Consider the following 26,163-nt stretch of genomic DNA (forward strand, 5'->3'; position numbering starts at 1 on the left):
GAACATATGGCGCTCAAGCTGGAACTGGACCTGCTGGAACATGTACGCGACGTACAGGGCGAAGGGATTGCCCGCAGGATTAACCAACACCTGGGAATTTCTGTAGACAGCGTACGCATGATCACCTGCTATACCATATCAGGTGTCCAAAAATCCCAGAAACAGGAAATCCTGGACAGGCATATCCTGTCCGACCCTGTACTGCATAAGCCGGCCTTTAACCCCCTGGCCGCTGACTTCGACTGGATAATCGAGGTGGGATTCAAGCCGGGTGTAACAGACAACGAAGGCCGCACCGCAGCCAGGGCCCTGGAGCAGGCCCTGACAGAACCAGGCCCCGACATCCGGGTCTACACCAGCAGGCAGTACCTCATAAATGCCCGCCTGGACAGGGAACAGGCCACCAGGATCGCCAGAGATCTCCTGGCCAACGAACTCATCCACCGTTATGAAATAAAGGATCATCAGGAATGGTCAAGCAGGCCGGGCTTTACCCCGGTGGAGGCAAAAGTCACCGGTATTCCCAGCGATGAAGTGTCTGCAGTCACCCTTGAAAATTTGAGCGATGAAGACCTGATGCAGCTCAGCCGGGAAATGGTCCTGGCCCTGAGCCTGGAGGAGATGCATACCATCAGGGATTATTACCGGGGTGAACAGGTCCGGACCATAAGGCAGGACCTGGGCCTGCCCCTGGATCCAACGGATGTGGAACTGGAATGTCTTGCCCAGACCTGGTCCGAGCACTGCAAGCACAAGATCTTCAACGCCCGCATTGACTATCACAATGCTGAAACCGGGAGCAGAAGCACCATCAACAGCCTGTTTGACACGTACATAGCCTCGAGCACCCGGGACATACGCAGGCAGAAAAAGGACCAGGACTTCTGCCGCTCTGTTTTCAAGGACAACGCCGGGGTCATAGCCTTTGACCAGGACCTGGACGTGTGCATCAAAGTGGAGACCCACAACAGCCCCTCGGCCCTGGACCCTTACGGCGGGGCCCTGACCGGCATAGTCGGGGTCAACCGCGATCCCATGGGTACCGGCATGGGGGCGGACCTTCTGTGCAATACCGATGTATTCTGCTTTGCCTCGCCATTTTATGACCAGCCCCTGCCCCCGCGGCTTCTGCACCCCAGGCGGGTCATGGAGGGCGTGCGCGAGGGAGTGGAGCACGGGGGCAACAAGTCCGGCATCCCGACTGTCAACGGTGCGGTGGTCTTCGAACCCAGATACCTGGGCAAACCCCTGGTTTTCTGCGGCACCGTGGGCAGCATCCCGGCCAGGATCAACCATAAGCCTGGTTATGAAAAAAAGGCCATGCCCAGCGACCTGATCGTCATGACTGGCGGGCGTATCGGCAAGGACGGCATCCATGGAGCCACTTTTTCCTCCGAGGAGCTGCACTCCGGCTCCCCGGCCACCGCCGTGCAGATCGGGGATCCCATCACCCAGCGCAAGATGTACGACTTTATCATCAGGGCCAGGGACCTGGGCCTGTATAATGCCATAACCGACAACGGAGCCGGCGGGCTTTCATCTTCAGTGGGGGAGATGGCCGAGGACACCGGTGGGTGCGATCTGGATCTGAGCCTGGCTCCCCTTAAATACGACGGACTGCGTCCCTGGGAAATACTTCTGTCCGAGGCCCAGGAGCGCATGACCCTGGCCGTACCTCCGGACAGGCTGCAGGAATTCATGGACCTGGCCCGGGAAATGGACGTAGAGGCTACGGTACTTGGCAGCTTCAACGACCAGGGCAGTTTTATGGTCCGCTACGAGGACCGGGTGGTGGGCTGCCTGGACATGCATTTTCTGCATCACGGCCTTTCCCGTATGCACCTCAAGGCCGTGTGGAACCGCCCCGACCTGCCCTGTCATATCTCTGCAGACCTGGATGAGTCCCGGGCCGGGGATCTTTTGCTGGACATGCTCTCCCGGCTCAATATCTGCTCCAGAGAATACATTATCCGCCAGTACGACCACGAGGTCCAGGGCGGCAGCGTCATCAAGCCCTTAGTGGGGGTAAACCGTGACGGCCCCGGGGACGCTGCGGTGATCCGCCCGGTCCTTTCCAGTGAAAAGGGTCTGGTGATCTCCAACGGGATCTGTCCCAAATACAGCGATCTGGACACCTACTGGATGATGGCCAATGCCATTGACGAGGCCGTGCGCAACAACGTGGCCACAGGTGGAGACATGAGGCATATGGCCGGCGTGGACAACTTCTGCTGGTGCGACCCGGTACAGTCCCCAAAGACCCCGGACGGACACTACAAGCTGGCCCAGCTGGTGCGGGCCAACCAGGCCCTGGCCCATTTCTGCCGCGGGTACGGGGTGCCCTGCATTTCGGGCAAGGATTCCATGAAAAACGACTATATGGACCAGGATCTGAAAATATCCATCCCGCCCACGGTACTCTTCTCGGTGATAAGCGTTATTCAGGATATAAACCTGTGCCTGAGCAGCGATTTCAAGTCCCCGGACCAGGATATCTATGTGCTTGGACTGACACGCGACGAACTGGGAGGAAGCGAACTGAGTTACCAGCTGGACATGCAGGGCGGCCAGGTCCCTCAGGTGGACATGCTGTCCAGCCGCCTGCGCTACCATACCTTTCACCAGGCGGCATCAAAGCGCCTGGTAAGCGCCTGCCACGACCTTTCAGACGGCGGCCTGGGAGTGGCCCTGGCGGAAATGGCCATAGGCGGGCGTATCGGGGCCAGCGTGGATATCTCCCTGGTGCCGGCCAGACCCAGGGATCTGCCCTGGTGGAAAATCCTTTACAGCGAATCCGCAGGTCGTTTTATTGTCACCGCCCCCATCCAGAACAGGCAGGAGCTGCAGGATATGTTCAAGGGCCAGTTCCTGGCCCGCATAGGCTGCACCACCGGGGGATCTGAACTGGAGATAAACATGCAGGACAGGACACTTTGCAGGCTGGACGTAAGCCGTATGGCCCGGGCCTGGCAGAAGACCCTGGACTGGTAGCCAGTAAATAATTTCAGGATGACTGCAGGCTGAGCGCCTGACTTTCAAGAAGTCTGGTCGTGACCTCCAGCCCGGCCAGGGACTCCAGCTCTTCGCTTCTGTTCATGGCCCCGGCAATATCACCGGCCAGACAGGTCAGCCCGTGCCCGTCCATGAATATGCTGTCATATTCCCTGGCCTTGTCCCCTACAGCCCTGGCCAGGTCCCTGCTGCCGGGATCCATTGCCTCTACCCGGCCAAGGCCTTTCAGGGCCGCCCTGGCCTCGAACAGGTCCTTTTTTTTGAAAAGAACGCCTTCCCCAGCCCGGCTTAAAGCCAGAAGACTCAACGGGTGGGTATGGGCCACTGCCCCGGCCTTTTCCTGGCGCTTGTAAATCTGCAGGTGCATACCGCTTTCAATGGACGCAGGCCCGCCTGCAAGGGTACTGCCGCTCTCCAGGTCCATTACGCTCAGGTCCACTGTCTCCAGGCAGGACTTGGGGCATCCCGAACGGGTAATAAGAACAAGCCCCCCTCGCCTGAGGCTCAGATTGCCGTTACAGCCGCTGAAAAGCCCGCGCTCCCAGCCTCGCCGGCCGGCAAGCACCAGGGACTGGATATCTTCCGGAGAAAAGTATTGTTCCACTCCACTTTCCGGGGATCTCTCTCCCAGCACCGGCTTTATGTCCACTACAGGGGTCTTATCCACCACTTCCAGGGGATGCACCACTATGCGGCAGTCGTGAATCTTAAGTATTTTTACCTGGTGCAGACCTATGGGATTGGGACGATGCGGGGACCTGGTGCAGAAAACCCCGTGCAGGGGCCTGGCCGGGTCATTTCTGGGGCGCAACCGGTATACGTCCCTGCGGGCCAGGTGCATCCAGGTCAGAACAACCACCTCCTGTCCCTGTCTCAGGCGGTGCAGTCCGGGAGCATATTCGGGATCAAGCTCAATGGTGCAGGCAGGCATATCCCCGCGTCCCTGCCTGGGACAATCCTCCGGATCCAGATAGTTGGTCCTTGCCAGGCCTATGCTTTTAAAATGCATGGAGTCACCCCCTGTTTACCCTTGCCTATCAGACAATCTGGTGGCAATATATAATTCTGTCGCGGGCGTTTAATTGTTTTACAACCCATCAGGCAGGCAGCCGGGACGCAGCAGCTCCCAGCTACCCGGCCGCAGCCTTTAAACTCAGGATCGGTGCAAATCGTGGGCATGGTGGATGTTACAGAGTTGAATCCCGGGCAGGTCCTGGAGAGCAGCGTTGTTACCCCCAATGGACGCCTGCTTCTGCCCGGAGGCATGACCCTGACCCGGGAACATATAGCATTCCTGCACAAATGGGGTATAGCCAGGGTGCACGTCCAGAACCAGGAAGGAGAACCTGCGGCACTCGACCAGGACCTCATTAACGCCATAGAAAGCTATCTGACTCCTTTCTATGCCTGCAACGATATCGAGGAACCCGTAACCCGGGCTGTTTACGAACATGCCGTAAAAAGGCTGGCCTTAAAATGTCAACAGGGCTGGACCATCCCCAGAAAAGAACCCAACCTCCCGGTAAACGACGGCAACCTCCTGGACAGTTTCTATGCAGGAGAATTCAGCTTAAAAGACCTTGTCAACCACGACGTGGAGCTGTCCTCCTTCCCGGATATCTACTTCAAGATTCACCGGGCCATCAACTCCCCCCACAGTACCGCCGAATACCTGGCCGGCATCATCAGCAAGGACCCGAGCCTCAGCGCCAAGCTTTTGAGGATTGTCAACAGTCCCTTTTACGGCCTCACGAGCAGGGTGGATTCCATAACCCGGGCAGTGGCCCTGGTGGGAGTAAACGAACTCTCCACTCTGGCCCTGGGCATCTCGGCCATCAGCGCCTTCAAGGATATTCCCGGCGAACTGGTGGACATGCGCTCCTTCTGGACCCATTCCGTGGCTGTGGGTGTGCTGTCCAGACACTTAGGCAGGGATTTCCCGGAAATATCCGGGGAAAGGCTGTTCGTGGCCGGACTGCTGCACGATATAGGCCGGCTGGTAATGTTCAGGAGACTGCCGGCCATTTCCACCGAGGCCATAATCTACGCCCAGTCCAACCTCCTGCCTCTGGTGGAGGCGGAACGTGATTTTCTGGGATTTGACCATGGCCTGATAGGTGCAGCGCTGGTCAAATCATGGAAGCTTCCCCAGTACCTTGCCCATCCCCTGGGGGGACACCACAGGGAGGACTGCCTGGGCTCACCCATGACCGCCATGGTTCATCTTGCAGATTTTCTGGCCATAGCCATGGCCTTTTCCCAGAAGGGGTCCCTCATTGCTCCGCCGCTCAGTCCTTCGGCCTGCAAAACAGCAGGACTTACCCCTGAAAAGCTGGAGAACATAATCTCCGGCGCAGAAGAAGAATTTGAAAATATTGTGGATATATTTTTTGCAAAGGGGCGGGGCTGATACTAAAAGCCGCCCCTGGTTAGTGGCAACTGTACATTGACTATACAGCAGACAGCCTGCGGGTATTCTTTCTCAGATCGTGGATCTTTTTCCGCAGCACATCACGCTCCCTGCGTCTGCTCTTGGGCAGATTCAGCCTCTGCTCCTGCAGTTCCTTCATTCTGGCCTTGAGGCTTTTGATCTGATCCTTGTAGGCCCCGGACTTGCCGCCTTCTTCCTGGCTCATTCCCAGCACTTCCTTGATGGAAGACAGAAGTTCCTCTTTACTCATCCCGGAAGCCCCGCTTATCTGGGGAATCTTGTCAATGCAGAGCTGGCGGAGCTCTTTGGCTGTCATTTTGTCCAAGGGTTTTTTCAGTTCCAGGTTGATTTCCTCGCTCACAGCGACCTCCTTGAAAATTATTGGTTTCAGGTTTTTTTATTAAAATATTCTACATACTTGGCATAACATCTGGCGATGGATGATCCCTCCGGAAAAGCATGCAGCAAACCTCCCAGCTGCTCGGGACGCCGGGGCTCAAGTTTTTGGCTGGTATTCTGCACTAAGGGAATATCCAGCGGGGTTCTGCCCATTAACAGTTCTATACGCAGGTTGTCAAAAAGAACCACCCCGCAGAAATCATTTATTCTTTTAAGCAATTCTTCCTGTTGAAAGGTAAGTTCCTGGATGATTATGGAATCCCGGGCCCCAAGGATCAATGTGTGCTTTTTCCTGCCAACGGGACTGGCCATATCAGCGAATTGCCCGCCAACAATCCGGCGCCAGTTTTCACAGATTCTGGTGAAAAGGTAATGCCTGCCTTCCGGGTCATTGCGCTGGAAAAACCTATCAAGCAAACTGTTTACAGGCTCCATAAACTTCACCTTAAAACTTTGAACCCACTAAGGCAACAGGAGAATCCGGAAGCCTTTCTGATGCGGAATCCGGCCCTGATTTTTCTGTTTACAGCCCCATTTAGCCAATGTATGAAGACGCTCAGCAAAATAAAAATCTGGCCTTAAGCCATAATGGAAGCCTCAACTTCATCCAGCATTTTTTTCTCATGTTCTTTTACAAGGCTTGCAGCCAGAAAATACGGGGTCTGGGGCTCGAGGCTCAGATCAAAGCTCTGGGTGAACTGATCTTCAAAAAGCTGTCTGACCTTGGGCGATACAGATCCCAGGTAAACCAGGTGGCTGGAAACATCCCAGACCACGTCGAAAACCGCCGGTACTGGGAGGGTTTTGCCCATAAGGGTCTGTTTCACTCTGTCTTTGATTTCCGCTTTATGGTCCCGGGTGACAATCTTCCTGCCCCTGGACTCCTGCTCCCGGCGGGCCTCTTCCAGGGCCAGGCGGAGATACTTTTTCATAACCGCAGGCGGAATGCGGCGAGTGTCAAGACGCAGTGCGAATGCCAGATAATGTCCCTTGTGCGGGCTTGCAGTGTGCCACTGGTTGTCCAGGAGGTCGTCAAAACACACCCAGCCGAAGCTCCTTTCGTCGCTGGTCTGGTCAATCTCCCTGAAAGCATTGCTCTTGAGCCGCTGGGGGACTTCACTTACAAGTTCATCCGGGACATTCTCCACGATGCGGTACCTGGTCAGACTGACGCTGGAACTGAGTATACCCAATTAAGACGCTCCTTATTTTATACTGTGCCTTATGCCTGTATGCAAGAAACCTATACTGCCCTGACTCGACCTTCAAGGCAAATTATTTTTGAAGCGCTGCACCGGGCAGAAGTGAAACCATGGACCATCATTCAACCTTACTCCTGGACAATTAAAATTTTATGTGCAACTATCTGTATTTATTTTATTTGTACACAATCTCAACTGCCTGCAGCCACCAAAAAACATATACTTGATAATCATTGACCTGTTTTCTTCAACTATAAACAATTGACTGACAACCCTTAACTTTAAAAATTATACCAAGGAATTAATAATGCCTCAATATCTCTGTATTCACGGACATTTCTATCAACCCCCGCGTTTTGACCCCTGGCTGGAAGAAGTCCTTCCCGAGGCCAGCGCCGCCCCGTTCCCGGACTGGAACCAGCGCATCAACAGGGAAAGCTATGACCCCCTGGGTGCCGCGCGTATCCTGGATGAACACGGCCGCATCGAGCGTATTGTCAATTGTTATGAATTCATAAACTTCAATTTCGGCCCCACCATCCTGCGCTGGATGGCCAGGCACAGTCCCTCCACCTATCACAAGGTGCTGGAGGGAGACCGCAAAAGCATCGAGCGCTTCGGTCGCGGCAACGCCATGGCCCAGATATACCATCACATCATCATGCCCCTGACCACAGACGAGGACCGGGAAGTGGAGATACAGTGGTCCATCCAGGATTTCCAGCAACGCTTCGGCCGCAGGCCTGAAGGTTTCTGGCTCTCTGAAACCGCTGTCTCCACCCCGGACCTGGAGGCCCTGGCCAGGGCAGACATCAGGTTTACCGTGCTGGCCCCCAGGCAGGCCAAAGCCATATCCGATTCCCGGGGCAACTGGCACGAGGTCGACGAAGGCACCCTGCCCAAGGACAGGCCATATCTGGTAAAATTGCCCTCAGGTCGGGAAGTCTCGGTATTCTTTTACGACGGACCTGTTTCTCAGGCCGTAGCCTTTGAAAATCTTCTTTCCGACGGGGAAGGCTTCTGGCAGCGAATCCTGGCCAACCACGACCAGAAGCTTCTAAGCCTGGCCACAGACGGGGAGTCGTACGGGCACCACTTCAAGTTCGGTGAAATGGCCCTGGCCTGGGTATTGAACAGGGCTCTGCAGGAAGACAGCCCCCTCTCCCTGACCAATTTCTCATCCTGCCTGGATAAACACCCACCGCAGCAGGAGGTCAGGATTCACGAAAAATCATCCTGGAGCTGCGTACACGGAATAGAAAGATGGCAGGACGACTGCGGGTGCAGCAGCGGTGACCACCCCGGCTGGAACCAGTTGTGGAGAAGGCCCCTTCGCAGATCCCTGAACGTAATCCGCTATTATGTTGATGAACATTACCGGCATTATGCAGGAGAGCTTTTCAGTGATCCGCGCCAGGCAATGCTTGATTACGGCAACTGCCTGAGCGGCAAAGTAGAGCGTGACGAGTTTCTGCGCAGACACCAGGCCCGTGATCTGGACCGGAACCAGAGGGCTGTAGCCCTTAAGTTTCTTGAAATGCAGCGCATGAGCCTGGCATCCTTTGCCAGTTGCGCCTGGTTTTTTGACGACCTGGGACGCATCGAGCCCTTGAACGCCCTCAGCTACGGTTCAAGAGCCCTGGAAATGCTCAAGGACCTGCAAGGCCCCGACGTGGAACCCCTTGTCCTGGAAGTACTGGAAGAGGCCAGATCCAACGATCCCGCCATAGGCGACGGAGTAACGATCTGGAAGGAAAAGGTTCTGCCCAGAAGAGTCAGGCCGGCCCACATGGCTGTCATGGGAGCATGCATGCAGGACCGGGAGTCATCTTTTTCCTTTCCCGGCCTTGAGTTCAGCACACGCAAAGAAAAAAACATCCTGCAGCTGGATTACAGCTGGACCTGCCTGCAGGAACAGGGCCAGGAGAAATTTGCCCTGGACCAGGAGGCGTCCCTGGACTGCAGGGTGCAGACCGGGGAAGGAAAGAGCCTTGGCATCAGGGACCTGGATAAAAAACTGCGGGACCTGATGCTTTTGAAACTGGACAGGCAACATGAACAAAAGGTTTTGTCAGACATGATACAGGCTGCTTCCATTCTCGGCAGACACAGGGAAAGCTTTTTCGAAACCGGCCAGAAAGAGCCCATTGCCGGAAGGGGCATTTTGTCCCTGGGCATGCTTATGCATTATCTCTTTTCCACAGAAGACCCGGATGACTGGTCCGCATTCTGGCAGGAAGTGCTGCAGAACAACCCTTACCTTGCTTTTTTACTCAAATCCATGCTGGAAAAGGAACTGGAAAGGCTCTGTTCTGAAAAACTGCAGATGTGGGAAAGGGCCGGCGAGATGATTCAAAGAAGCAGAAAGATCGGTATACACCCGGACATCTACCATCTGCAGAACAGGATATGGGAAAAGGGTCTGGAATCATGGGGAAAAAACACCCTGAAACTGTTTGATTTCAGGAGCTGATTAGAACAGGTGCATAAATGAAAAAGAAAAAACAGCAGAGCACTGAAGCAGTAAGCCCGGAAAGTTCAGCCTGGAGCGCCCCCCTGCTGCATGCAGCACTTCTTCTTGCCGCCCTGGGCCTTGGCCTGGACCTGATTGTACGCCGGACCATGGGTGTAAGCATCTGCCCCACCGAAGGTTGTCTTATAGTGGGAGAATACGTGCGCATCGGTGAAGAGAACCTGGTCCTCCTGGGATTTGTCTTTTTGCTGGTTCTCTGGCTGGCGTACTTCTTTGCCCGGCGTTACAACCGGGCCTGGCTTTGGGGTCTGGCGACAGTAATGCTCATGGGCGCCTTGTCCTTTGACGGAAGCCTCATGGGTTTTCAGTTCCTGGTGATTCAGGAACCCTGCCTGCTGTGCATAATAGTGGCCTGTTCCCTGTTTCTCATCCTGGCCCTTTTCGCCCTGGTGCGCAAAAAGGCCTTTTTGTTCCTTCTGGGCCTTTGCGTATGGATTGCCGGCGGTGCAGCCGGGAGTATCCTGCAGCCCCCTGCAACCACTGCAACAGACAGGCCGGACCTGGAAAATACAGCGGTAATCCAGTGGTCCCATACCGGGGCTCAAGACTGGCCCAGGTTTCACTTCTTTTTCAGCATGCACTGTCCCCTCTGCACCGAAATCATGCTGCATCTGGCCCAGGAGGGCTCAGAACCGCTGGATTACACCTGGAACTTCATCCCCCTGGATACAGAACCTGACGACCTGAAAAAAATAGCGGCCCTGAAAAAAATGGATCTCTCGGATAAAAACCCCTTCTATGAAATCCTGCTCATGGAACAGTACCCAGGGACCCCGGACGTGGAAATACCCGGCCACCTGCAGGAACTCATCCTCCAGGCCAGGTTCTATTTCCAAGTCCAGGGTTTCAGGGGAGTACCGATAACCATAGTACAAAAAGGCCCCGATGAGAAAAAGGTTCTCACCGGGGCCCAAGAAGCCATGCAGTATTTCCGGGACAAGGGCATCCTTTCCCGTTGACGCTCAGTTGATCAGTTGTCCAGCACCTCAGGGCGGACCATGTTTATATCCGCCCTGGAGCGCAGCATGGTGATATATGAATTAAAGACCTGCTGCCTCTGCATCTGGGCGTATGACTGCATCCACTGATCCTTTTCCTGTTCAAACTGCTCCATGTCCGGCTCTATATGCTCGTTTACCCGGGCCACGATGTAGCCTGCATCAGTTGACTTGACCTCTGGCAACCAGCTTCCCGTGTCCTGAACAAAGGCCTGCTCCGCAAGTTGCGGATTCATGCCCAGGCCAGGAATAAAACCCTGCCTGTCAAAAGGCTCGCTGGTGACCAGATCCAGTTCTTCCGGCTCTACTGCCTCGTCCAGTATTTTGTCCAGTTTGTCTCCGGCTGCTTTCTCAGCCATCTCCATCGACTTCTGCCGGGTAAGTTCCTCAACTATCTCGTCTTCCACCTTTTCAAGTTCCAGGCTCCTGGCTTCCCTCACCCCGGTTTTCTCGGCATAAAGATATCCATTGTCCAGCATAATGGGAGATTCTGTGACCTCGCCTTCCATGAGATTAAAGAGCCTGTCCAGGGCTTCCCCGGGCAGTTCCAGCTCCTCAGGGCCCTGCTCCCTGGAAAAATAGTCAGTTTCCTTCAGTTCCAGCCCCAGGCTGTCGGCGGCTTCTTTCAGGCTGCCTCCGGCCACCACGATCTCCAGGACATCGTCTGCATAGTCCCCTATCTGGTCCGCGGCCTTTTCCCTGCCGATCTTTCTGCGGATCTCGTCCTCTACTTCCTCAAGATCCGGGCTTGCAGCTTCCACGTATTCTTCCACCTTGATAAGATGCCAGCCGAACCTGGTCTGTACAGGGGAACTGACTTCTCCGGGGGTCAGATCAAAAGCGGCTTCTTCAAAGGGCTCAACCATCTCGCCGCGGCCGAATCTGCCCAGGTCTCCTCCTTCAGCAGCACTGGGGCACTGGGAATGTTCCCTGGCCAGTTCTTCAAAACTTTGGCCCATCTCAAGCTCTGCCAGGATCTGTTCAATCCTTTCCCGGGCCTGCTCCTGTTCCAACTCTGGTGCATCTTCTTCGACCTCCACGAGTATATGTCTGGCCTTAACCTCTTCTGGCTGCTCAAACTCACTTTGATGACTCTGGAAATAAGCCTCGACTTCTTCGCTAGAAACCCTTTGAGCCCCGGCCAGGGCGTCAGGGGATAGCTCCAGGTGGGCTATCCGGATTTTTTCCGGTTCCATGAACCTGTCCTGGTTGTCCTGGTAATACTCTTTGATCTGTTCCTCTGTAATGCTTACCTTGTCGTGGAACTCGTCTGCTTCGAAAAGCTTGTAATCTATCTTTGCCTGGGACCGTACATAATTGAAAAATTCCTGAACTTCATGCTCATTGGGTTTTGCAGGCAAAGACACATATTCTTCCATTTTTTCCATGAGCAGGTTGTGCCTGAAATCCCGCTCAAACTGTGAAGGCGTCAGCCTGTGGGAACGAAGCACCTGCTCATAGCGCTGGGGATCAAACCTGTTTTCCTCGTCGAAAAAAGCCGGCAGACTGGTGATCTCCTGCTGCAGTTGCTCCCGGCTGACAGACAGCCCCAGCTGGCTGGCCTTCTGGACCAGCAGCTTGGAGTTCACCATCTGATTAAATACCTGTTCCCTGAGCTGCATGGAGCGCATGTCCTCCCGGCTGAGCCCCGGATTCTGCTCCCGCATGGAATGAGCCGTACTTTCATAGGCCCTGGCGAATTCCTGTATGGATATGGGCTCGCCATTGATCACGGCCAGAGTTTCGCGATCATCTTCGGTGAAGCTGCCCACTCCCCAGAAAACAAAAACTATCACGATGACGCCAAACAGCACCTTGACAATCCATGACTGTGCATTGCGGCGCATTATATCCAGCATATCATTACTCCCTTATATTTGATGTAATTAAATTAAGACTAAAGTGGGCCATGCCCGCAACCCAAGAAATAAAGGAACCTTAACCGCCCGTTCGAAGACTCACTCAAGACGCAAAGGTCGCAAAGGAAGGCAGGAAGATTTTTTTCATTTGCCGGGTGTACGGCAAATGAAAAGGCAGCCTTGTCCAAAACCGTGTCCCAGTTTTGGACAATACACCTGCTTCGCGTCTTTAACTTTGCGTACTTAGCGACTTTGCGGTTCAAATTTTCTTGTTTTTTATGACTGGACTTCAGGAACTTTCACAGCAGACATAAACGCACATGAAATCAGGCCTTACCCTTTTTCCTCTCGCGCACCAGATTCAAAAGGCCTCCATATTTTATAATCTCCAACTCTGCCGGGGTCAAATCGTTTACGGCCTTTATTTTGTCTCCAGCGCCGGCTTCCAGAAAACATTCCCCCCCGGGGACAAGATCCGTGGTATTCACCCTGATTGCCTGGTCCTGTTCCAGCCTGTCGTAATCCTGTGGGTTGGTCAGTATAAGCGGCAGTATTCCGAAATTGATCAGGTTTGCTCTATGGATGCGGGCAAAGGATTTCACCAGCACCACCCTTACCCCCAGATATCTTGGAGCCAGGGCCGCGTGTTCCCGGCTGGAACCCTGCCCATAATTCTCCCCGCCCAGGATAAGTCCCTGTCCGGCCTGCATTGCCCGGGGCACGAAATCTTCGTCCAGACGCGAAAAAATGTACTCGCTTATGGCCGGGATGTTGGACCTGAGGGCCGTAACCTGAGCCCCTCCGGGCAGGATATGGTCCGTGGAGATATTGTCCCCGCACTTGATGAGTACCGGCAGGTCCAGGTTCTGGGGCAAAGGCTCGAACTGCGGCAGGGGGACAATGTTGGGCCCGCGGTATATCTCCCGTGAATCAGCGTCTTCAGGGAAGATAAACTGATCCCTGATGGAAGGCACGTTGTCCGGCAGGCTCGGCCGCGGCTGCGGCTCCCCCCATTTCTCCGGGGAGGTGAATGCGCCCTCCAGGGCTGTATGGGCCGCTGTCACCGGGCTTACCAGGTAAACTCCGGCATCCTGGGTTCCGCTTCTGCCCTCGAAATTACGGTTGAAGGTGCGAGCGCTGACCCCGCCGGAAACAGGTGATCCGCCCATCCCGATGCATGGCCCGCAGGCGCATTCCAGTATTCTGGCCCCGGAGTCCAGCAGTGGTTCCAGCAGGCCTTCAGCAGCCAGCATTTTAAGTACCTGCTTGGAGCCCGGAGATATAAGCAGTTCCGTATCTTCGGACACCTTGCGGCCTGCAAGTATTTTTGCTGTAATCTTCAGATCCGCATACGAGGAATTGGTACAGGACCCTATGGCCACCTGGTCCACCTTCCTGCCTTCCAGCTCCCTGACAGTAGTGCCCAGATCCGGCATATGCGGCCTGGCCGCCATGGGCTCTATACTGGAAAGGTCCACGAAAAGCTCCTGGTCGTATGATGCCTCCGGGTCGGGACCAAGTTCGGAAAAATCCCCTTCACGCTGCATGCTGCGCAGAAACCGCCTGGCTGTCTCGTCTGCAGGAAAAATCGAGGTGGTCGCGCCGAGCTCCGCCCCCATATTGGTAATGGTGGCCCGCTCAGGCACGGAAAGGTCTGCAACTCCAGGACCTGTATACTCCAGGACCCTGCCTGTTCCTCCCTTGACGCTCAGTCTCTGCAGGATATGCAAAATGATATCCTTGGCTCCTGCATGACCTGTCAGCTTTCCTTCCAGGTACACCTTGACCACTCTGGGCATATAAAGGCTGTAGGGCTCTCCCGCCATGGCCAGAGCGACCGAAAGCCCTCCCGCACCCATGGCCAGGGAGCCCACTCCTCCAGCTGTGGGAGTATGACTGTCCGATCCGATGAGGGTCTTGCCGGGCACGGCAAAATTCTCCAGATGCAGTTGATGGCATATTCCAGTGCCTGGAGGGGAAAACACAATTCCGTACCTGGCGGCCACAGTACGCAGGTATCTGTGGTCATCAGGATTTTTAAAACCCATCTGCAGGGTATTGTGATCCACGTAGCTTACTGAAAGCTCGGTCTTTACCCTGGGCAGGTCCAGCGCTTCCCACTGCAGGTAAGCCATGGTGCCTGTAGCGTCCTGGGTAAGTGTCTGATCGATTTTAATCTGGATTTCTTCTCCCGGTGTCAGGCTTCCGGCCACCAGATGCTCTTCAATAATTTTCCGGGTAAGATTCTTGTGCACGTTTATTCCTCCTATGATTCATATCCCAGGCGCAGGCGGTTTATCTTCTTGCGCCTGGTTTCAGCTTCCACCTCCAGCCGCAGGGCTTCCATCTGCATGGAGTGAATTTCATCGTTAAAGAAAACACCTTCACTGGGTTTTTCCTCGGACATGAGCGTTTTTTTGCGCTTAAGGCACATGTCCTTTTGCTGCCTTATCTCTTCCAGTTCAGCATCCAGGCGCTCAATCTCCCTGGATACGGATCCGTTTTCTTGATTTTTGAAAATGTTCATCGCTTTCCTGTGCTTTTTTTGGGGACAAGTTGGTAAATATTTTCCAGAAACCCGGCCAAAGGGCGGCCAGATTGCCGGGATTGCAAAGACATATCCCGGGGAACCTGAATGACAGCAGGCAGTACCCCAGGCTCCAGCAGGGACCAGGGCTTGTCCATGCCGGACTTTTATCATGATGTGCCTGCCTGCTGAAAATGCTCAGGCCTTCATCATCCTGGCTGAACTGGTATCCCAGAAGGACCAGCAGGTCCAAGACCGTTTCCAGGTGAATGCTCTCCCGGGGCAGGAGCAGTCTTACAGGCGCGTCATCTTCCCTGGTAAGGGCCAGGGGGAAGATCAGGGGGGTTATTTCCGGAAAACTACTCAGATCAAAGACCGGTTTATGCCTGGGCTCCCCGTCTCTGGCTGCAATGCCGTTTTCTTCCAGTTCTATATCCAGGCCTGACCTGCGCATGAGGTCCAGGATTTTTTCAGCCCTGGCGCACTTCCTGGGCCAGTTCCCTTTAAGCCGCACCCGGCCTTTACCCATCCTGGCCAGGGCCAGCAGAAAACCCGAAAGAAGGGGATCCAGGGGTATGTCCGCATGATCCTCAAGAACAGGCTGCCCCGGCTGCACGGTTATGGTTCTTTGTCCTTGCTCCTGGGCTCTGATTCTGCAGGCGGCAAAAATTTTCAGGCAGTCCGTGACCTGGACTTCAGCCGCCCGGGGATACTTGATGCGAAGTGGGCTGGAATAAGTAGTTGCCGCCAGCATCAAGGCCCGGACAAACTCCGGGTCTGCATCTTCAGGTATCTCCACTTCTTCCGGAAGATTGCCGCCTGCTTCAAGCTTGGCCGGCAGACTGTAGCTCTGGGGCTCTATGGAACTGAGCCTGGCCCCGAGAGCCGGTGCCAGATTCAGCAGAAAACGCAGGTTCAAGGTTTTGAGCGTGGCCGATCCGGAGAATTTGATCCTGCAGGGATGCCCCAGACCCAGGCAGAAAAAGAAATAAAAATTAAAGGAGCTTTGCCCCAGAAAAAGACTCTGTCCGTCCAGGTCCACATCACCCATTCCCTGCCCAAGAAGGGTGCTGGACCTCCATGACAGTTTTGCCCCGCACTGATTGGCCGCCTTGACCAGCTCCAGGATTTCATCATTGACGTTGAGCCCTTCCAGCATGCACTGCCGGGGGGTAAGTGCCGCCATGGACACCAGGCCCCTGACCAGCTCCAGGTCCAGAGGCCCCGGAAACTCGTGATCAAGCGGCCTTCTGGTGGGATAAAGGCAAAAAGGCTTGTCCCCGTGGGGTCTTTCAGCCTCGAAATACCCCATGCTGTTTAAAAGGGTGAAGGCCTGGCGCACCAGGCTTGGATTGCTGGGCTGCAGCTCCTTTTTCCATACCTGCCAGAGCCTCTTCTCCAGTTCCGGATCGGCGAGACTCTTGTTCTTGTCCTGCCTGTTCCGGGACAGATCTCCCAAAAGCCTGCTGCGTCTGGCGATAAGGGAAGCAAGCTTTTTATCCAGGGCCTGCAGTTCCTGAATAGTTTCCATGGGCCTTTGCTTCATGTCGTTTCCTGTTTCCTGATGATCATAAACGTCTGCGATGCAGGCATGTTTAATACTAATTATGCCCATAAGCAATAGTTGATCCACGGGGATAGAAATCCACCAGACATCCACCGGATGCACCTGCAAAAAGTCCTTTTGCAGGTGCAGAAAAAATGTCCTTGACATATCCTGCCCCTTGACCCTGAGGCAGGGTTTGCATTACCCGGGATAAAATTTTTAAAGGGAGAATAACGTGAAATTACTGGAAGCCCGGAAAATCGACCCCCAGATATCCTTTGACCTGCCCACATATATGGCTCTGGCCCAGACCGGGGACCTTGACGGCCCGGAAGTGGCGGAGATGCTTGGTTACTGGGAACAATGGAGTCCTGCACTGAGCATCTATATCTTCGGCAGAAAAAAAGGTTATCTGGCCGTGTTTATGGACAGGTCAGTGGAGGAAAAAATCGATGAAATCTGGCCGGACTCGCCTTCAAAGGGGTTCAAGCTCCAGGCCCTGGTACAGACCATGATCACTTGCGCCCTGCAGGAACTTATCCCCAGCATAGGCCGTGATCAGTGCGCACCGGTGCCCAAGCCCAACAAGATTATGAAAAGATCCCTGTCCCGGGTAGGGCTGGAATTTTCCAACCAGGGGACTCTCAATTACAAGTATTCCACCCTGACTTTTTATCCTTACAAAAACGGATGTCAGGTCTGCTACCTTGCCCCGACCTGCCCCAAGCTCAATCTCCCTCGTATGGAAGGTCTTTTCAACCCCCCATCATAGTTGTTTCGCCGGAGCAGGTCTTGCTGAAACAATTGCTCAGGCCCCGGTCTAATCCAGGACTTTGAATTCCGCCCGGCGGTTCTGAGCCCAGGCTGACTCATTGGACTCATCCACTAAGGGGTTCTCCTCGCCGTAGCTTATGATCTGCAAGCGATCCGAGGAGACTCCCAGCAGAACCAGGAATTCATAAGCCGCCCTGGCCCTTCTTTCCCCCAGGGCCAGGTTGTATTCCGCCGTACCTCTTTCGTCGGTATGGCCTTCAATGACCAGGCGCAACTCGTCAAACCTTTTCATGTGCTCGGAAATCTTCTGCAGGGCGGAACGGGCATCAGCATCGAGCTCGTAGGAATCAAAGGCAAAATGGATGCGGTTTGCGGTGATTTCCTCCATTGCATCTTGAATCCTGGCTTCAGCATCAACTTCGTCTCTTTCCCGCTCCATGCGCTCTTCCTGAAGCCTTCGCTCCTCCAGGGCCTGCCTTTCCATTTCTTCTTTAAGCCTTTCTTCTTCAAGCCTGGCCTTTTCCTCTTCTGTGAGCTCTTCTGCGGCAGGATCCGTGGGAGCCTCCACTGCCCGCTTGCCGCATCCGGTACCGGCAAACATGATCAGCCCCAGAAGCAGAGCCAGCAGCATGACTGTCCTGTTTTTCATACACTTCTCCCTGTAAATGATGTTGAAGGTTTAATAACCCTAAAAATCCTTTTCCAGACCCCATGCCGGGGCTTTGGCGTTACCTTCCCCGGTGGATATCTCCCTTGGTTCATCACCGTTGCGGGTTGTCAGGTACAGCCTGTACTCCCCGCTGCGGTTGGAGGAAAAGGCCACAAAGTATCCATCCGGGGCAAAAGCCGGATCCTCATCATTGCCCGGACCGGAGGAAATCTGCTTCTCTCGCCCGGTCTCAAGGTCGACAACAAAGATACGGTGCCCGTCCGGTGTTTGCCGGGTAAAGGCCACAAAATCACCTTCCGGACTTATGCTGGGATTGGTATTGTAACGGCCCTCGTAGGAAACCCGCTGTATCTGACCTTTTTCAAAATCATGGACAAAGATATGCGGATTGCCCAGCCTGCCCGAAGCAAAAGCCATCTTTGTGCCGCTGGCGTCAAAGCTTGGTGACACATCAATGGCCCAGTGCTCCATTATAGTCTCATCAACGCCGTAGTCGTCATCAAGCCAGTATATGTCCGGACGACCCATGGGATCCAGGCTGAGCGCCAGCCTGCCCTCCGGCGAAAAAGCAGGTGAAATCACAGTATTTCCAGGCATGGAAAAAACCTCTTCCTCACCCTTTTCCAGGTCCCATATTCCCAGGTGGTGCTCATTGTCCCGCATAAGGGTGAAGGCGATTCTGCTGCCGTCTGGAGACCAGGCAGGGCTGAGGGTTATGCCTCTTAAGTCCGTCAGTCGGGTCAGGTCGTTGCCCTGGGGGGTTACAGACCATATATCCTTGTTTCCGTTTTTTTTGCGCTCAAAAGCAAGCCTGGAACGAAAGAAGTCTCCGTTGCCGGTCAGGTATTCCATAAGTTCTGCGCAAAAGCGCCTGAGCATCAAAGGCACCTGGTCCAAGTCCTGCAGGTCATAGGCTCTGCCCAGTATCATCCTCTGGTCAAATACCTCGAAAGCTCTGATTTCCACCGACCCCGGACCCCCGGCATGCTGCTCCAGGCCGATGGTCAGCAATAGATCCACTCTGGAAAGATTGAACTTGCGGAAATCTATATCCCTGCCCCGCACACCCTCTACACCTGGTCCTCCCAGGATATGCTCCGGATTCACCTGGGTGAGAAAAGGCAAAAGACCCAGGTTGGACTGCAGTCCATCATAAATCCGGCTGCCAAGCTCCGGATTGTGAAGGACCTCTGACTGCAGGTCCCTGGGGGGAGCGACAAAGGCATTTATCCTGTCCTCACCGGGACCGAATATGTCAATGTGCAGGGAATCCTGGGCCCAGGCCCTGGTAGGCAGCAGGCTCACCACCAGGAAAATCGCCGACAGAAAAATAAAAAAGCGTAGTTTGATCATTTAAGTTCTGATTGACTGGTTAAGGTTATAATATAACCGGTTTGAACTTCAAAGCCCTGCCTGTGCCCGACGTCTGACGTTTCAAAAGATTTTGCGTACAGCACAGGCAATTCTCTTTACTCCCATACACCCACACGTTCTTCCCCCTGCCCCATGCTCCATCTCCTCCTCTTCCCACTCCCATACACCCATACTCCCATACACCCACACGTTCTTCCCTCTGCCCCATACCTCTTCCATTCACAGCATATCCTGCAGATTAAAATCAATCACCAGGGTCCTTATGTCCCCGGGCGGTTCAGGCAGTCTTGATGTGTCCTCGACGGCCCTCAGGGCTGAGCTGTCAAACTCACTCCGGCCTGAACCCTCGACCACGCTGTAATCCAGAATACGCCCCCCCGAATCAATCTCCACCTGCACCCTGACCACCAGGTCCTCTTCACGCCCGATCCTGGGAAATCTCCAGTTTCTTTTGATGTGCTCGGCTGCTATTGCCTGATAAACCTCCAGGGCACCGCTCGGCTCCCGGGCCGGGCGCTCGCTTCGTCTCTGCTCCGCCTCTTCCTGCAGTTCCGCCAGGGCCTGTTGCCTTATTTCCTCCGGGGTTGGTTCCGGATCAGGTTCGGGCTCGGGATCAGGTTCCGGTTCAGGCTCAGGCTCAGGTTCGGGTTCTGGTTCGGGTTCTGGTTCGGGTTCTGGCTCAGGTTCGGGTTCGGGATCTGGTTCAGGATCTGGCCTGGGTACCGGTTCGGGATCCGGTTCAGGCTCGGGCTCTGGCTCGGGGTCTGGTTCCGGTTCAGGCTCCGGTTCTGGTTCCGGTTCTGGATCTGGCTCAGGATCAGGTTCCGGCTCGGGCTCGGGTTCAGGCTCAGGTTCCGGTGCCTGCCTGGCAAAATGCGAAAGCTCTACCTCGTATACGTGCCGGGTCAGATCTTCAGGAAATTCCTGGGGGCGCTTGCTGAAGGTGATAAGGGTGACCAGGATCAGAGCGACATGCATCAGAAAAGAGACCAGAAAGGATACTATCTGCATGGAATCAGTCTGTGTCCAGTTCGGCCAGCACCCCCAGACGCTCAACTCCGGCTTCCCTGACTGCGGACATGATCCGGACCACCAGGCCATAGTGTACATCCTGATCAGCCCTCAGGTAAACCGGCCTGTCCCTTTCCTCGATCATTCTCTGCAGATGCCCGGCCAGTTCATTGAGCTCCACTTCGTACTCATCCAGGTAGATCACACCCTCTTTGTCCACGTGAACCACCAGGGTGTCCTCGTCATGGGGCAGGGTCTCCACCATGGTGGTGCGGGGAAGCTCCACCTCCAGCCCCTGGCTCAGCATGGGAGCCGTGATCATGAAAATTATCAGCAGTACCAGCATTACATCCACTATGGGAGTGACATTGGTCTGCGAAATATATCCTTTGCCCAGGGGATCGAAGTCCATGCCTTATTTTTCTCTCTTTTCCATCCAGGGCAGCTCTCTCTGGGCCCGGTTCAGAAAAGCACCGGCAAAATAAATAAGATCTGCCTGGATGCTGTTCAGACGTTCCCACAGTATATTATAGAAAATTGTGGCCGGAATGGCCACCACCAGTCCGAAGGCCGTGGTAATAAGGGCCTCGGAAATGCCCGGAGCTACAGTGGCCAGAGAAGCTCCCCGCTGCACGCCTATGGCGTGAAAGGCGTTCATGATGCCCCATACAGTGCCCAGAAGTCCGATGAGCAGGGAGGAGTTGGCGCAGATAGCCAGAAACGGCAGAGAAGAGGCGAGTTTTTTCAGGTGTGTGCTTACCCCCTGCCTCAGCACCCGGCGAACATTGTCTTCAGCGATGCGAAACTTGACGCTGGAGGAAAGCTGGCTCTGCTCCAGCTTCTGGATCTCCTTGAGGGCGGAAAAACCGATACGGTACAGGGGAGAATCGGCATCCTGGCGGACCTTTTTCATGGCCTCGGCCAGGTCCGACGCCCTGTCGAAAATCTGCAGCTGATTGCCTAAGTTCTCTGTGAACCGCCTGTAAGAAATAAATTTATATATTATAATGGTCCAACTGGACACAGACATTACCAGAAGAACCAGCATGATAAACTGGATGAGCAGCGAAGCCTGGGCCAGCATGCTCCAGAGCCCCTGCTCAGGAAGAAATATATCCATATAAAACCTCGATGGGTATTGTGCGCGTAAATTCTCAGGCTGGTTACAGGGCTTCCACTATGCGGGGCAAAGCGGTTTCGGCCGGTTCATCCAGCCGGATGTCCGAAATATTCTGGAAACTGGTCCGGCCCAGGTTGACCTCGATAACCCTGCCCCCCTGCTCCTTGACCCACCGCGGAAGAGTTCCGGCAGGCGCCACGTCCCCGGAAGTGCCGGCCACAAGCACCAGGTCCGCTGCCAGCACCAGACGCCTGGTCTCTTGCAAGGCCTGTTCCGGTATCTGTTCCCCGAAAAAGACCACCCCCGGCCTGACAACCCCGTAACACTGGCTGCAAAGCCAGGGTATATCTTTTCTGGTGAGTTCCAGCGCTTTTTGCTGATTATACTTTTTTTTGCATTTGTGACAATAGAAAGTACCGGCCCCTCCGTGAAATTCTATAACTTTTCTGGAGCCTGCTCTCTGATGCAGATTGTCTATGTTCTGGGTAATTACGGCCTTTAAATAACCCATATCTTCCATACGGGCCAGGCTTTCATGGGCTGGGTTGGGTTTTGCAGCGGCAATCATGCCTACGGCTTCCAGCAGAAATTCCCAGACCTGCCGCGGATTGTTCTCTAAGGCCCAGTCCGAGGCCACTGCCTGGGGATCGTATCTGGACCACAGTCCTCCCGGACTTCTGAAATCAGGAATGCCGCTGGCCACCGATATGCCGGCCCCGGTCAAAGCCAGCATGCACTCAGAACTGCGAATGGCTCCAGCTGCTTCCTGGTAGAGTTTTTCACTGTTGGACATATGTAATGCTGTTGCTTATGTTAATATCAGACATATAAAACCGGCCTGTGCATTTTTTTGATCTGACAGGGTCAGAATCGCTCAATCCTGAGAACCGCCTGTATTACCGGATTTTCTCAACCTGGACAAGAGATCCAGGGAATTCTGCTCCGCCTGTTCGTATTCCTGCATGTCCATGCCGGCACCCAGGGCGATTTTCTGCCGCATTTCCCGGCTTACCAGGTCCTCAGGGCCATGGGCGTCATTATTTATAACCAGCTTTGCCCCGTAGATCCTGGCCAGGTTGAGCACATGGCCGTTGGTGAGGCTGTGCCCCTTCCTGGTGGTGATTTCCAGATACACCCCTTTTTCCGCCGCCATCCGGACATCTTCCGGGGTAATCAGTCCCGGGTGAGCCAGGACATCAGCCCCGGCCCGGATGGCTGCATGGTTGGTACCCTGGACCACCGGCTCCACGATGGTCTCCCCGTGGACCAGGACTATCTCGGCCCCCAGATCCCGGGCGCTTTTAACTACGGTTTCCATCAGGGGCGGAGGCACATGCGTCAGTTCCACTCCCCCGAGAAGCTCAATCTCGGTATAAAGGCAGTAGTCTCTGACCACCTTTTGCTGGCTTTCAAGGATGTGCCGCAGATTGGAATCATCCACGTGATCGGTGAATGCCAGGCCGCGGTAGCCTGCCGCCCTGGCCCGTCTAGCAAGTTCCGCAGGTATCAGGCCACCGTCGCTGTAAACAGTATGCGTGTGCAGATCAATCATTTATTGCTCTCAAACCTTAGTCCAGCCTTGTTCACATCTTGTATTTGGTATCATCCAGGTTGAATTTCTCCAGTATCTCAGCCCACTTCTTGCTTTCTTCATCATCCAGCACCACCTGGTAATCACCCTGCTGCTCCTTCATGATGTCTTCAAGTATCTGCTGGCGAACCATAATGGGAACCTTGGCCCTTACCGCCATGGCAATGGCGTCGGACGGCCGGCTGTCTATGCGCAGGACGTTTTCCTCCTGCTGCAGCACAATCACTGCATAGTAGGTTGATTCCTTGATCTCGGTCACCTCCACGTGCAGCAGATGGGCTCCCAGGTTATTCAATGTATCCAGGAAAAGGTCGTGGGTCATGGGCCTGGGCATGCTCATGCCCTTGAGGGGTATTGATATGGCCATGGCTTCCAGGGCCCCGATCCAGATGGGCAGAATATACTTGTCCTCTTCATCCTTTAATATGACCAGGGGCATGTTGGTCTTTTCGTCCATGGCCAGTCCGAATATTTCCATTTTGATAAGCATTAGATCACCTCTCCGCTCAGGGAATGTTTGTGGGCTCTGACAATGGTCACGCGGAGCACCTCTCCAGTGCAGTCCCGCTCCACGGGCAAATGCACGTGCACCAGTCTTCCACCAGGATCTCGGCCTGTCCAGGATACTGTATCAGGCGGCCCCTGTTTTTTGCTCCTGCCTTCCACGAGCACCAGTTCCTGTCTTCCCACACGACCGGCAAGTCTGTCCCGGGTCAATTCGCTTTGCAGCTGCTGAAGCCGGGCAAGCCTCTCTGTCTTTGTTTCATCGTCGATCTTGGGCTGCATGTCTGCTGCCCGAACTCCGGGACGATCCGAATATTTAAAGGAAAAACTGCTGTCAAAGCCGACCTTTTTCACAATGTCCATGGTATCTTCAAAATCGGCATCCGTCTCACCGGGAAAACCCACTATCAGGTCGGTGGTCAGAGAAATATCCGGACAACTGGACCTGAGCTTCTCAACGATGCGTAGGTAGTCGTCACTGTTGTACTTGCGCCCCATGGATGAAAGCACTTGGTCAGAGCCCGACTGCAGGGGCAGGTGAAGGTGCGGGCAAAGTGCGGGCAGTTCTCCGAAGGCCTGGATAACCTCCTCATCGATATCCTTGGGATGAGACGTGGTAAACCGGAGCCTTTCCAGGCCCGGCAATGCGGCCACGCTGCGAAGAAGTTCGGAAAAAGGTATATCCCTGCCTTCTTTGTCCTGGCCGAAACTGTTGACGTTTTGCCCCAGAAGTGTGATCTCCCTGCATCCCCGGGCAACCAGCCCGGCGCACTCCTGCAGAATTTCCCGGGAGGAACGCGACTTCTGCCGCCCCCTGGTATAAGGTACAATACAGTAGGCGCAGAAATTGTCGCAGCCCTGCATTATATTTACAAAAGCCTGGACCGGGGCCTTTTCCGGCTGGTATCCCTTTCTTTCCGGATAGTGATCCTGAAAGTCAAGCAGGCTGGTCTTCAGATGCCTGTCCTTGAGCAGCCTCTTGATTGCCTCCGGCACCATGACCAGGCCGTCCGTCCCGAACACCAGGCGTACAAAGGAAAACCTCTCCAGAAACCTCCTGCCCACCTGCTGGGCTACACATCCTCCCACCCCGGCGAAGACGTGCGGTTTTTCCCTGGTATACTCATACAGCCTGCCCAGCAGACTGTATATCTTTTGCTCCGGCTTTTCCCGCACACTGCAGGTATTTATGAGAAATATATCGGCTTCCTCCTCCCTGGAGCAGGGCTTAAGGCCCAGGGCCTGCAGAGCCTGATCCAGCCACAGGGAGTCGCTGACATTCATCTGGCAGCCGAACGTAAAGATATAATAATTCATACCTTAAGACTTAACACAACGGTGTAAAGAGTCAACAGCCATCACTCTTACTCCCCCACGCCCCATGCCCTATGCCCTATGCCCCATGCCCCAATCCCAAAATTCCTGAATCCCTAAATCCCCGAATCCCTAAATCCCCCAATCCTACCCCAGATACTTATTTATATTCTCATAATCAAACTCTTCATCCTGCAGGACATTTTCCATGAACCTGAACAGGCTCATGCGGACTTCCCGGGAGTGACCGGGATACCACTTGGGAGAGGCTATAACTAAGGCCCGGAATACGTAAAACGGTGCCGCGGTATGCAGAATTTCCCAGTCCCCGGTTTCTTCAAGGTAAGTATCCCACATGGTGCGGTAAAGTTTTTCAAAGTCGCCTTTCAGGGATGGACCGCTGTAAAGGGAGTACAGGAGATAGTTGCTGGTCATTGTGGTGATGTCGTCGGCTGGTTCTCCCCACTCCCCCCGGCTACGGTCCAGCACCCGGAAATCGCCGTCAGGCTGGACAAGTACATTCCAGGGATGAAAGTCCCCGTGCACCGCGGCCAGGCGATGGGTAAAGCTGCCCAGTTTCCAGCGCCAGGAAATAAGCCTGCACTCAAGTTCCTCAAACCTTTCCGGAGGAAACAGGTCATAAGGGTGAGGGTAGGAATCCACCAGGCCGAAAATGCATTCCGACGCGCCGATAAGATTTCTTATGCGGCGCAGGTAAAGATCCGCATCATCAAGCCTGCGGCTGTGCAGGCGAGCCATCCAGCGGGAAAACTCTTTGGTCAGTTCCAGGTCGCTTTGCTTCAGTCCCTTTTTTTTAATACGCTCCAGGTCCAGGAAATAATCATATCCTTCAGCCATTTCATGCAGGATAAAGAACTCCCTGGGCTCCACCACAGGAACCAGGTTGTCCTTTTTGTCCACGTACCCGAAACCAAGGGAGCTTACATGTTTTTCCATGCTTTCCCCGGTCTCGTACTGGAACATGAGAATCGCCGCCCGGTCCCAGTAAAACTGGTGACCGAAGCTGTCACCGCGCATAGTGGAGAGTACGGCCTGCTTTTCCTCTCCATCAAGCTCAAACCTGATGTGCAGGGGCTTGCCGTAGCCGAATTCCTTCATGCCCTGCTTGCCTGCAGAGCCCATTTCCCCGGCCTCAATGAGCCTGGCCCCGGTTCCGAACTGCTTTTGCAGATAATCCTGCAGGCTGCTCAAGTCTATTTGCAGGGCCGGACTTCTGTCTTTTGTACTGGACATGCTGCACCTCCCCGGGGATTTTCAGACTTAATGCAATATTTGCT

At 54.5% G+C, this 26,163-nt stretch carries 24 protein-coding genes; 6 read left to right on the plus strand and 18 right to left on the minus strand.

Features of this window, described 5'->3' with window-relative positions:
* The first annotated feature begins 6 nt into the window (after window positions 1-6).
* Window positions 7-2,991 (plus strand): phosphoribosylformylglycinamidine synthase subunit PurS, encoded by a 2,985-nt coding sequence (locus DTHIO_RS12310; protein ID WP_008870600.1) that lies wholly within the window; start codon window positions 7-9, stop codon window positions 2,989-2,991.
* A gap of 13 nt (window positions 2,992-3,004) precedes the next feature.
* Here DTHIO_RS12310 and tsaA read toward each other — a convergent pair whose 3' ends face one another.
* Window positions 3,005-4,021: a tRNA (N6-threonylcarbamoyladenosine(37)-N6)-methyltransferase TrmO gene (gene tsaA, locus DTHIO_RS12315; RefSeq protein ID WP_008870601.1), complete on the minus strand. Its 1,017-nt coding sequence runs from the start codon at window positions 4,019-4,021 to the stop codon at window positions 3,005-3,007.
* 168 nt (window positions 4,022-4,189) lie between these two features.
* Here tsaA and DTHIO_RS12320 point away from each other — a divergent pair, with 168 nt between their 5' ends.
* Window positions 4,190-5,422, plus strand: a complete 1,233-nt coding sequence (locus DTHIO_RS12320; protein ID WP_008870602.1) for an HDOD domain-containing protein — start codon at window positions 4,190-4,192, stop codon at window positions 5,420-5,422.
* Window positions 5,423-5,462: 40 nt separating this feature from the next.
* Here DTHIO_RS12320 and DTHIO_RS12325 read toward each other — a convergent pair whose 3' ends face one another.
* Together DTHIO_RS12325 and DTHIO_RS12330 are read right to left on the minus strand one after the other, a co-directional pair.
* Window positions 5,463-5,804 carry a hypothetical protein gene (locus DTHIO_RS12325; protein ID WP_008870603.1) on the minus strand — a complete coding sequence of 114 codons (342 nt, stop codon included), beginning with the start codon at window positions 5,802-5,804 and terminating at the stop codon, window positions 5,463-5,465.
* Between the two features lie 26 nt (window positions 5,805-5,830).
* Window positions 5,831-6,277 carry a DciA family protein gene (locus DTHIO_RS12330; RefSeq protein WP_008870604.1) on the minus strand — a complete coding sequence of 149 codons (447 nt, stop codon included), beginning with the start codon at window positions 6,275-6,277 and terminating at the stop codon, window positions 5,831-5,833.
* Between DTHIO_RS12330 and DTHIO_RS22080 the strand changes: the two genes are divergently transcribed.
* A complete protein-coding gene (locus DTHIO_RS22080; protein WP_208596440.1) occupies window positions 6,164-6,424 on the plus strand; it encodes a hypothetical protein in 261 nt (86 codons plus the stop codon). The two genes, DTHIO_RS12330 and DTHIO_RS22080, sit on opposite strands and share 114 nt — an antisense overlap.
* Here DTHIO_RS22080 and rdgC read toward each other — a convergent pair.
* Window positions 6,421-7,035, minus strand: coding sequence for a recombination-associated protein RdgC (gene rdgC / locus DTHIO_RS12335; RefSeq protein ID WP_008870605.1), 615 nt, complete (start codon window positions 7,033-7,035; stop codon window positions 6,421-6,423). The genes DTHIO_RS22080 and rdgC overlap by 4 nt on opposite strands.
* Before the next feature lie 316 nt (window positions 7,036-7,351).
* Between rdgC and DTHIO_RS12340 the strand changes: the two genes are divergently transcribed.
* Window positions 7,352-9,517, plus strand: coding sequence for a DUF3536 domain-containing protein (locus tag DTHIO_RS12340; protein WP_008870606.1), 2,166 nt, complete (start codon window positions 7,352-7,354; stop codon window positions 9,515-9,517).
* A gap of 17 nt (window positions 9,518-9,534) precedes the next feature.
* The gene (locus DTHIO_RS12345; RefSeq protein ID WP_008870607.1) at window positions 9,535-10,536 is read left to right on the plus strand and encodes a hypothetical protein; all 1,002 of its coding nucleotides are present in this window, start codon (window positions 9,535-9,537) and stop codon (window positions 10,534-10,536) included.
* A gap of 11 nt (window positions 10,537-10,547) precedes the next feature.
* Here DTHIO_RS12345 and DTHIO_RS12350 read toward each other — a convergent pair whose 3' ends face one another.
* The 4 genes from DTHIO_RS12350 to DTHIO_RS12365 all read right to left on the minus strand — a co-directional run bounded on the left by DTHIO_RS12350 (window position 10,548) and on the right by DTHIO_RS12365 (window position 16,675).
* Window positions 10,548-12,434 (minus strand): SurA N-terminal domain-containing protein, encoded by a 1,887-nt coding sequence (locus tag DTHIO_RS12350; protein WP_008870608.1) that lies wholly within the window; start codon window positions 12,432-12,434, stop codon window positions 10,548-10,550.
* A 326-nt stretch (window positions 12,435-12,760) separates the two neighbouring features.
* On the minus strand, window positions 12,761-14,689 hold the full coding sequence (locus DTHIO_RS12355; RefSeq protein WP_008870609.1) for an aconitate hydratase: 1,929 nt from the start codon (window positions 14,687-14,689) through the stop codon (window positions 12,761-12,763).
* Window positions 14,690-14,700: 11 nt separating this feature from the next.
* Window positions 14,701-14,961: a hypothetical protein gene (locus DTHIO_RS12360; protein WP_008870610.1), complete on the minus strand. Its 261-nt coding sequence runs from the start codon at window positions 14,959-14,961 to the stop codon at window positions 14,701-14,703.
* Window positions 14,912-16,675 (minus strand): carboxyvinyltransferase, encoded by a 1,764-nt coding sequence (locus DTHIO_RS12365; protein WP_008870611.1) that lies wholly within the window; start codon window positions 16,673-16,675, stop codon window positions 14,912-14,914. Before DTHIO_RS12365 ends, DTHIO_RS12360 begins: the two co-directional genes overlap by 50 nt.
* Before the next feature lie 67 nt (window positions 16,676-16,742).
* On the opposite strand from DTHIO_RS12365, the gene DTHIO_RS12370 reads away from it, so the two are divergent.
* Window positions 16,743-17,279, plus strand: a complete 537-nt coding sequence (locus DTHIO_RS12370) for a hypothetical protein (protein WP_008870612.1) — start codon at window positions 16,743-16,745, stop codon at window positions 17,277-17,279.
* Between the two features lie 48 nt (window positions 17,280-17,327).
* Here DTHIO_RS12370 and pal read toward each other — a convergent pair whose 3' ends face one another.
* The 10 genes from pal to DTHIO_RS12420 all read right to left on the minus strand — a co-directional run bounded on the left by pal (window position 17,328) and on the right by DTHIO_RS12420 (window position 26,119).
* Entirely contained in the window at window positions 17,328-17,930 is a 603-nt protein-coding gene (gene pal, locus DTHIO_RS12375) for a peptidoglycan-associated lipoprotein Pal (RefSeq protein ID WP_008870613.1), read from the minus strand.
* Window positions 17,931-17,969: 39 nt separating this feature from the next.
* A complete protein-coding gene (locus DTHIO_RS12380) occupies window positions 17,970-19,304 on the minus strand; it encodes a PD40 domain-containing protein (RefSeq protein ID WP_008870614.1) in 1,335 nt (444 codons plus the stop codon).
* A 240-nt stretch (window positions 19,305-19,544) separates the two neighbouring features.
* Window positions 19,545-20,336, minus strand: coding sequence for an energy transducer TonB (locus DTHIO_RS12385; RefSeq protein ID WP_008870616.1), 792 nt, complete (start codon window positions 20,334-20,336; stop codon window positions 19,545-19,547).
* A 4-nt stretch (window positions 20,337-20,340) separates the two neighbouring features.
* Window positions 20,341-20,748 carry an ExbD/TolR family protein gene (locus DTHIO_RS12390; protein WP_008870617.1) on the minus strand — a complete coding sequence of 136 codons (408 nt, stop codon included), beginning with the start codon at window positions 20,746-20,748 and terminating at the stop codon, window positions 20,341-20,343.
* Window positions 20,749-20,751: 3 nt separating this feature from the next.
* Window positions 20,752-21,456, minus strand: coding sequence for a MotA/TolQ/ExbB proton channel family protein (locus DTHIO_RS12395; RefSeq protein WP_008870618.1), 705 nt, complete (start codon window positions 21,454-21,456; stop codon window positions 20,752-20,754).
* 43 nt (window positions 21,457-21,499) lie between these two features.
* The gene (locus DTHIO_RS12400; protein WP_008870619.1) at window positions 21,500-22,249 is read right to left on the minus strand and encodes an NAD-dependent deacylase; all 750 of its coding nucleotides are present in this window, start codon (window positions 22,247-22,249) and stop codon (window positions 21,500-21,502) included.
* A gap of 81 nt (window positions 22,250-22,330) precedes the next feature.
* Window positions 22,331-23,008 (minus strand): histidinol phosphate phosphatase domain-containing protein, encoded by a 678-nt coding sequence (locus DTHIO_RS12405; RefSeq protein WP_008870620.1) that lies wholly within the window; start codon window positions 23,006-23,008, stop codon window positions 22,331-22,333.
* Window positions 23,009-23,039: 31 nt separating this feature from the next.
* Window positions 23,040-23,537: a bifunctional nuclease family protein gene (locus DTHIO_RS12410; protein WP_008870621.1), complete on the minus strand. Its 498-nt coding sequence runs from the start codon at window positions 23,535-23,537 to the stop codon at window positions 23,040-23,042.
* A complete protein-coding gene (gene miaB, locus DTHIO_RS12415) occupies window positions 23,537-24,868 on the minus strand; it encodes a tRNA (N6-isopentenyl adenosine(37)-C2)-methylthiotransferase MiaB (protein WP_008870622.1) in 1,332 nt (443 codons plus the stop codon). The genes DTHIO_RS12410 and miaB overlap by 1 nt, the downstream gene beginning before the upstream one ends.
* Before the next feature lie 144 nt (window positions 24,869-25,012).
* Window positions 25,013-26,119 (minus strand): phosphotransferase family protein, encoded by a 1,107-nt coding sequence (locus tag DTHIO_RS12420; protein WP_008870623.1) that lies wholly within the window; start codon window positions 26,117-26,119, stop codon window positions 25,013-25,015.
* Between the last annotated feature and the right edge of the window lie 44 nt (window positions 26,120-26,163).

Source organism: Desulfonatronospira thiodismutans ASO3-1 (assembly GCF_000174435.1).
GTDB classification, from domain to species: domain Bacteria; phylum Desulfobacterota; class Desulfovibrionia; order Desulfovibrionales; family Desulfonatronovibrionaceae; genus Desulfonatronospira; species Desulfonatronospira thiodismutans.

Bases quoted from the DNA above. Each gene is read 5' to 3' on its own strand.
- DTHIO_RS12310 (WP_008870600.1), top strand. From the start codon at position 7: ATGGCGCTCAAGCTGGAACTGGACCTGCTGGAACATGTACGCGACGTA.
- tsaA (WP_008870601.1), bottom strand. From the start codon at position 4,021: ATGCATTTTAAAAGCATAGGCCTGGCAAGGACCAACTATCTGGATCCG.
- DTHIO_RS12320 (WP_008870602.1), top strand. From the start codon at position 4,190: ATGGTGGATGTTACAGAGTTGAATCCCGGGCAGGTCCTGGAGAGCAGC.
- DTHIO_RS12330 (WP_008870604.1), bottom strand. From the start codon at position 6,277: ATGGAGCCTGTAAACAGTTTGCTTGATAGGTTTTTCCAGCGCAATGAC.
- DTHIO_RS12340 (WP_008870606.1), top strand. From the start codon at position 7,352: ATGCCTCAATATCTCTGTATTCACGGACATTTCTATCAACCCCCGCGT.
- DTHIO_RS12345 (WP_008870607.1), top strand. From the start codon at position 9,535: ATGAAAAAGAAAAAACAGCAGAGCACTGAAGCAGTAAGCCCGGAAAGT.
- DTHIO_RS12350 (WP_008870608.1), bottom strand. From the start codon at position 12,434: ATGCTGGATATAATGCGCCGCAATGCACAGTCATGGATTGTCAAGGTG.
- DTHIO_RS12360 (WP_008870610.1), bottom strand. From the start codon at position 14,961: ATGAACATTTTCAAAAATCAAGAAAACGGATCCGTATCCAGGGAGATT.
- DTHIO_RS12365 (WP_008870611.1), bottom strand. From the start codon at position 16,675: ATGTCAAGGACATTTTTTCTGCACCTGCAAAAGGACTTTTTGCAGGTG.
- pal (WP_008870613.1), bottom strand. From the start codon at position 17,930: ATGAAAAACAGGACAGTCATGCTGCTGGCTCTGCTTCTGGGGCTGATC.
- DTHIO_RS12380 (WP_008870614.1), bottom strand. From the start codon at position 19,304: ATGATCAAACTACGCTTTTTTATTTTTCTGTCGGCGATTTTCCTGGTG.
- DTHIO_RS12385 (WP_008870616.1), bottom strand. From the start codon at position 20,336: ATGCAGATAGTATCCTTTCTGGTCTCTTTTCTGATGCATGTCGCTCTG.
- DTHIO_RS12390 (WP_008870617.1), bottom strand. From the start codon at position 20,748: ATGGACTTCGATCCCCTGGGCAAAGGATATATTTCGCAGACCAATGTC.
- DTHIO_RS12395 (WP_008870618.1), bottom strand. From the start codon at position 21,456: ATGGATATATTTCTTCCTGAGCAGGGGCTCTGGAGCATGCTGGCCCAG.
- DTHIO_RS12400 (WP_008870619.1), bottom strand. From the start codon at position 22,249: ATGTCCAACAGTGAAAAACTCTACCAGGAAGCAGCTGGAGCCATTCGC.
- DTHIO_RS12405 (WP_008870620.1), bottom strand. From the start codon at position 23,008: ATGATTGATCTGCACACGCATACTGTTTACAGCGACGGTGGCCTGATA.
- DTHIO_RS12410 (WP_008870621.1), bottom strand. From the start codon at position 23,537: ATGCTTATCAAAATGGAAATATTCGGACTGGCCATGGACGAAAAGACC.
- miaB (WP_008870622.1), bottom strand. From the start codon at position 24,868: ATGAATTATTATATCTTTACGTTCGGCTGCCAGATGAATGTCAGCGAC.
- DTHIO_RS12420 (WP_008870623.1), bottom strand. From the start codon at position 26,119: ATGTCCAGTACAAAAGACAGAAGTCCGGCCCTGCAAATAGACTTGAGC.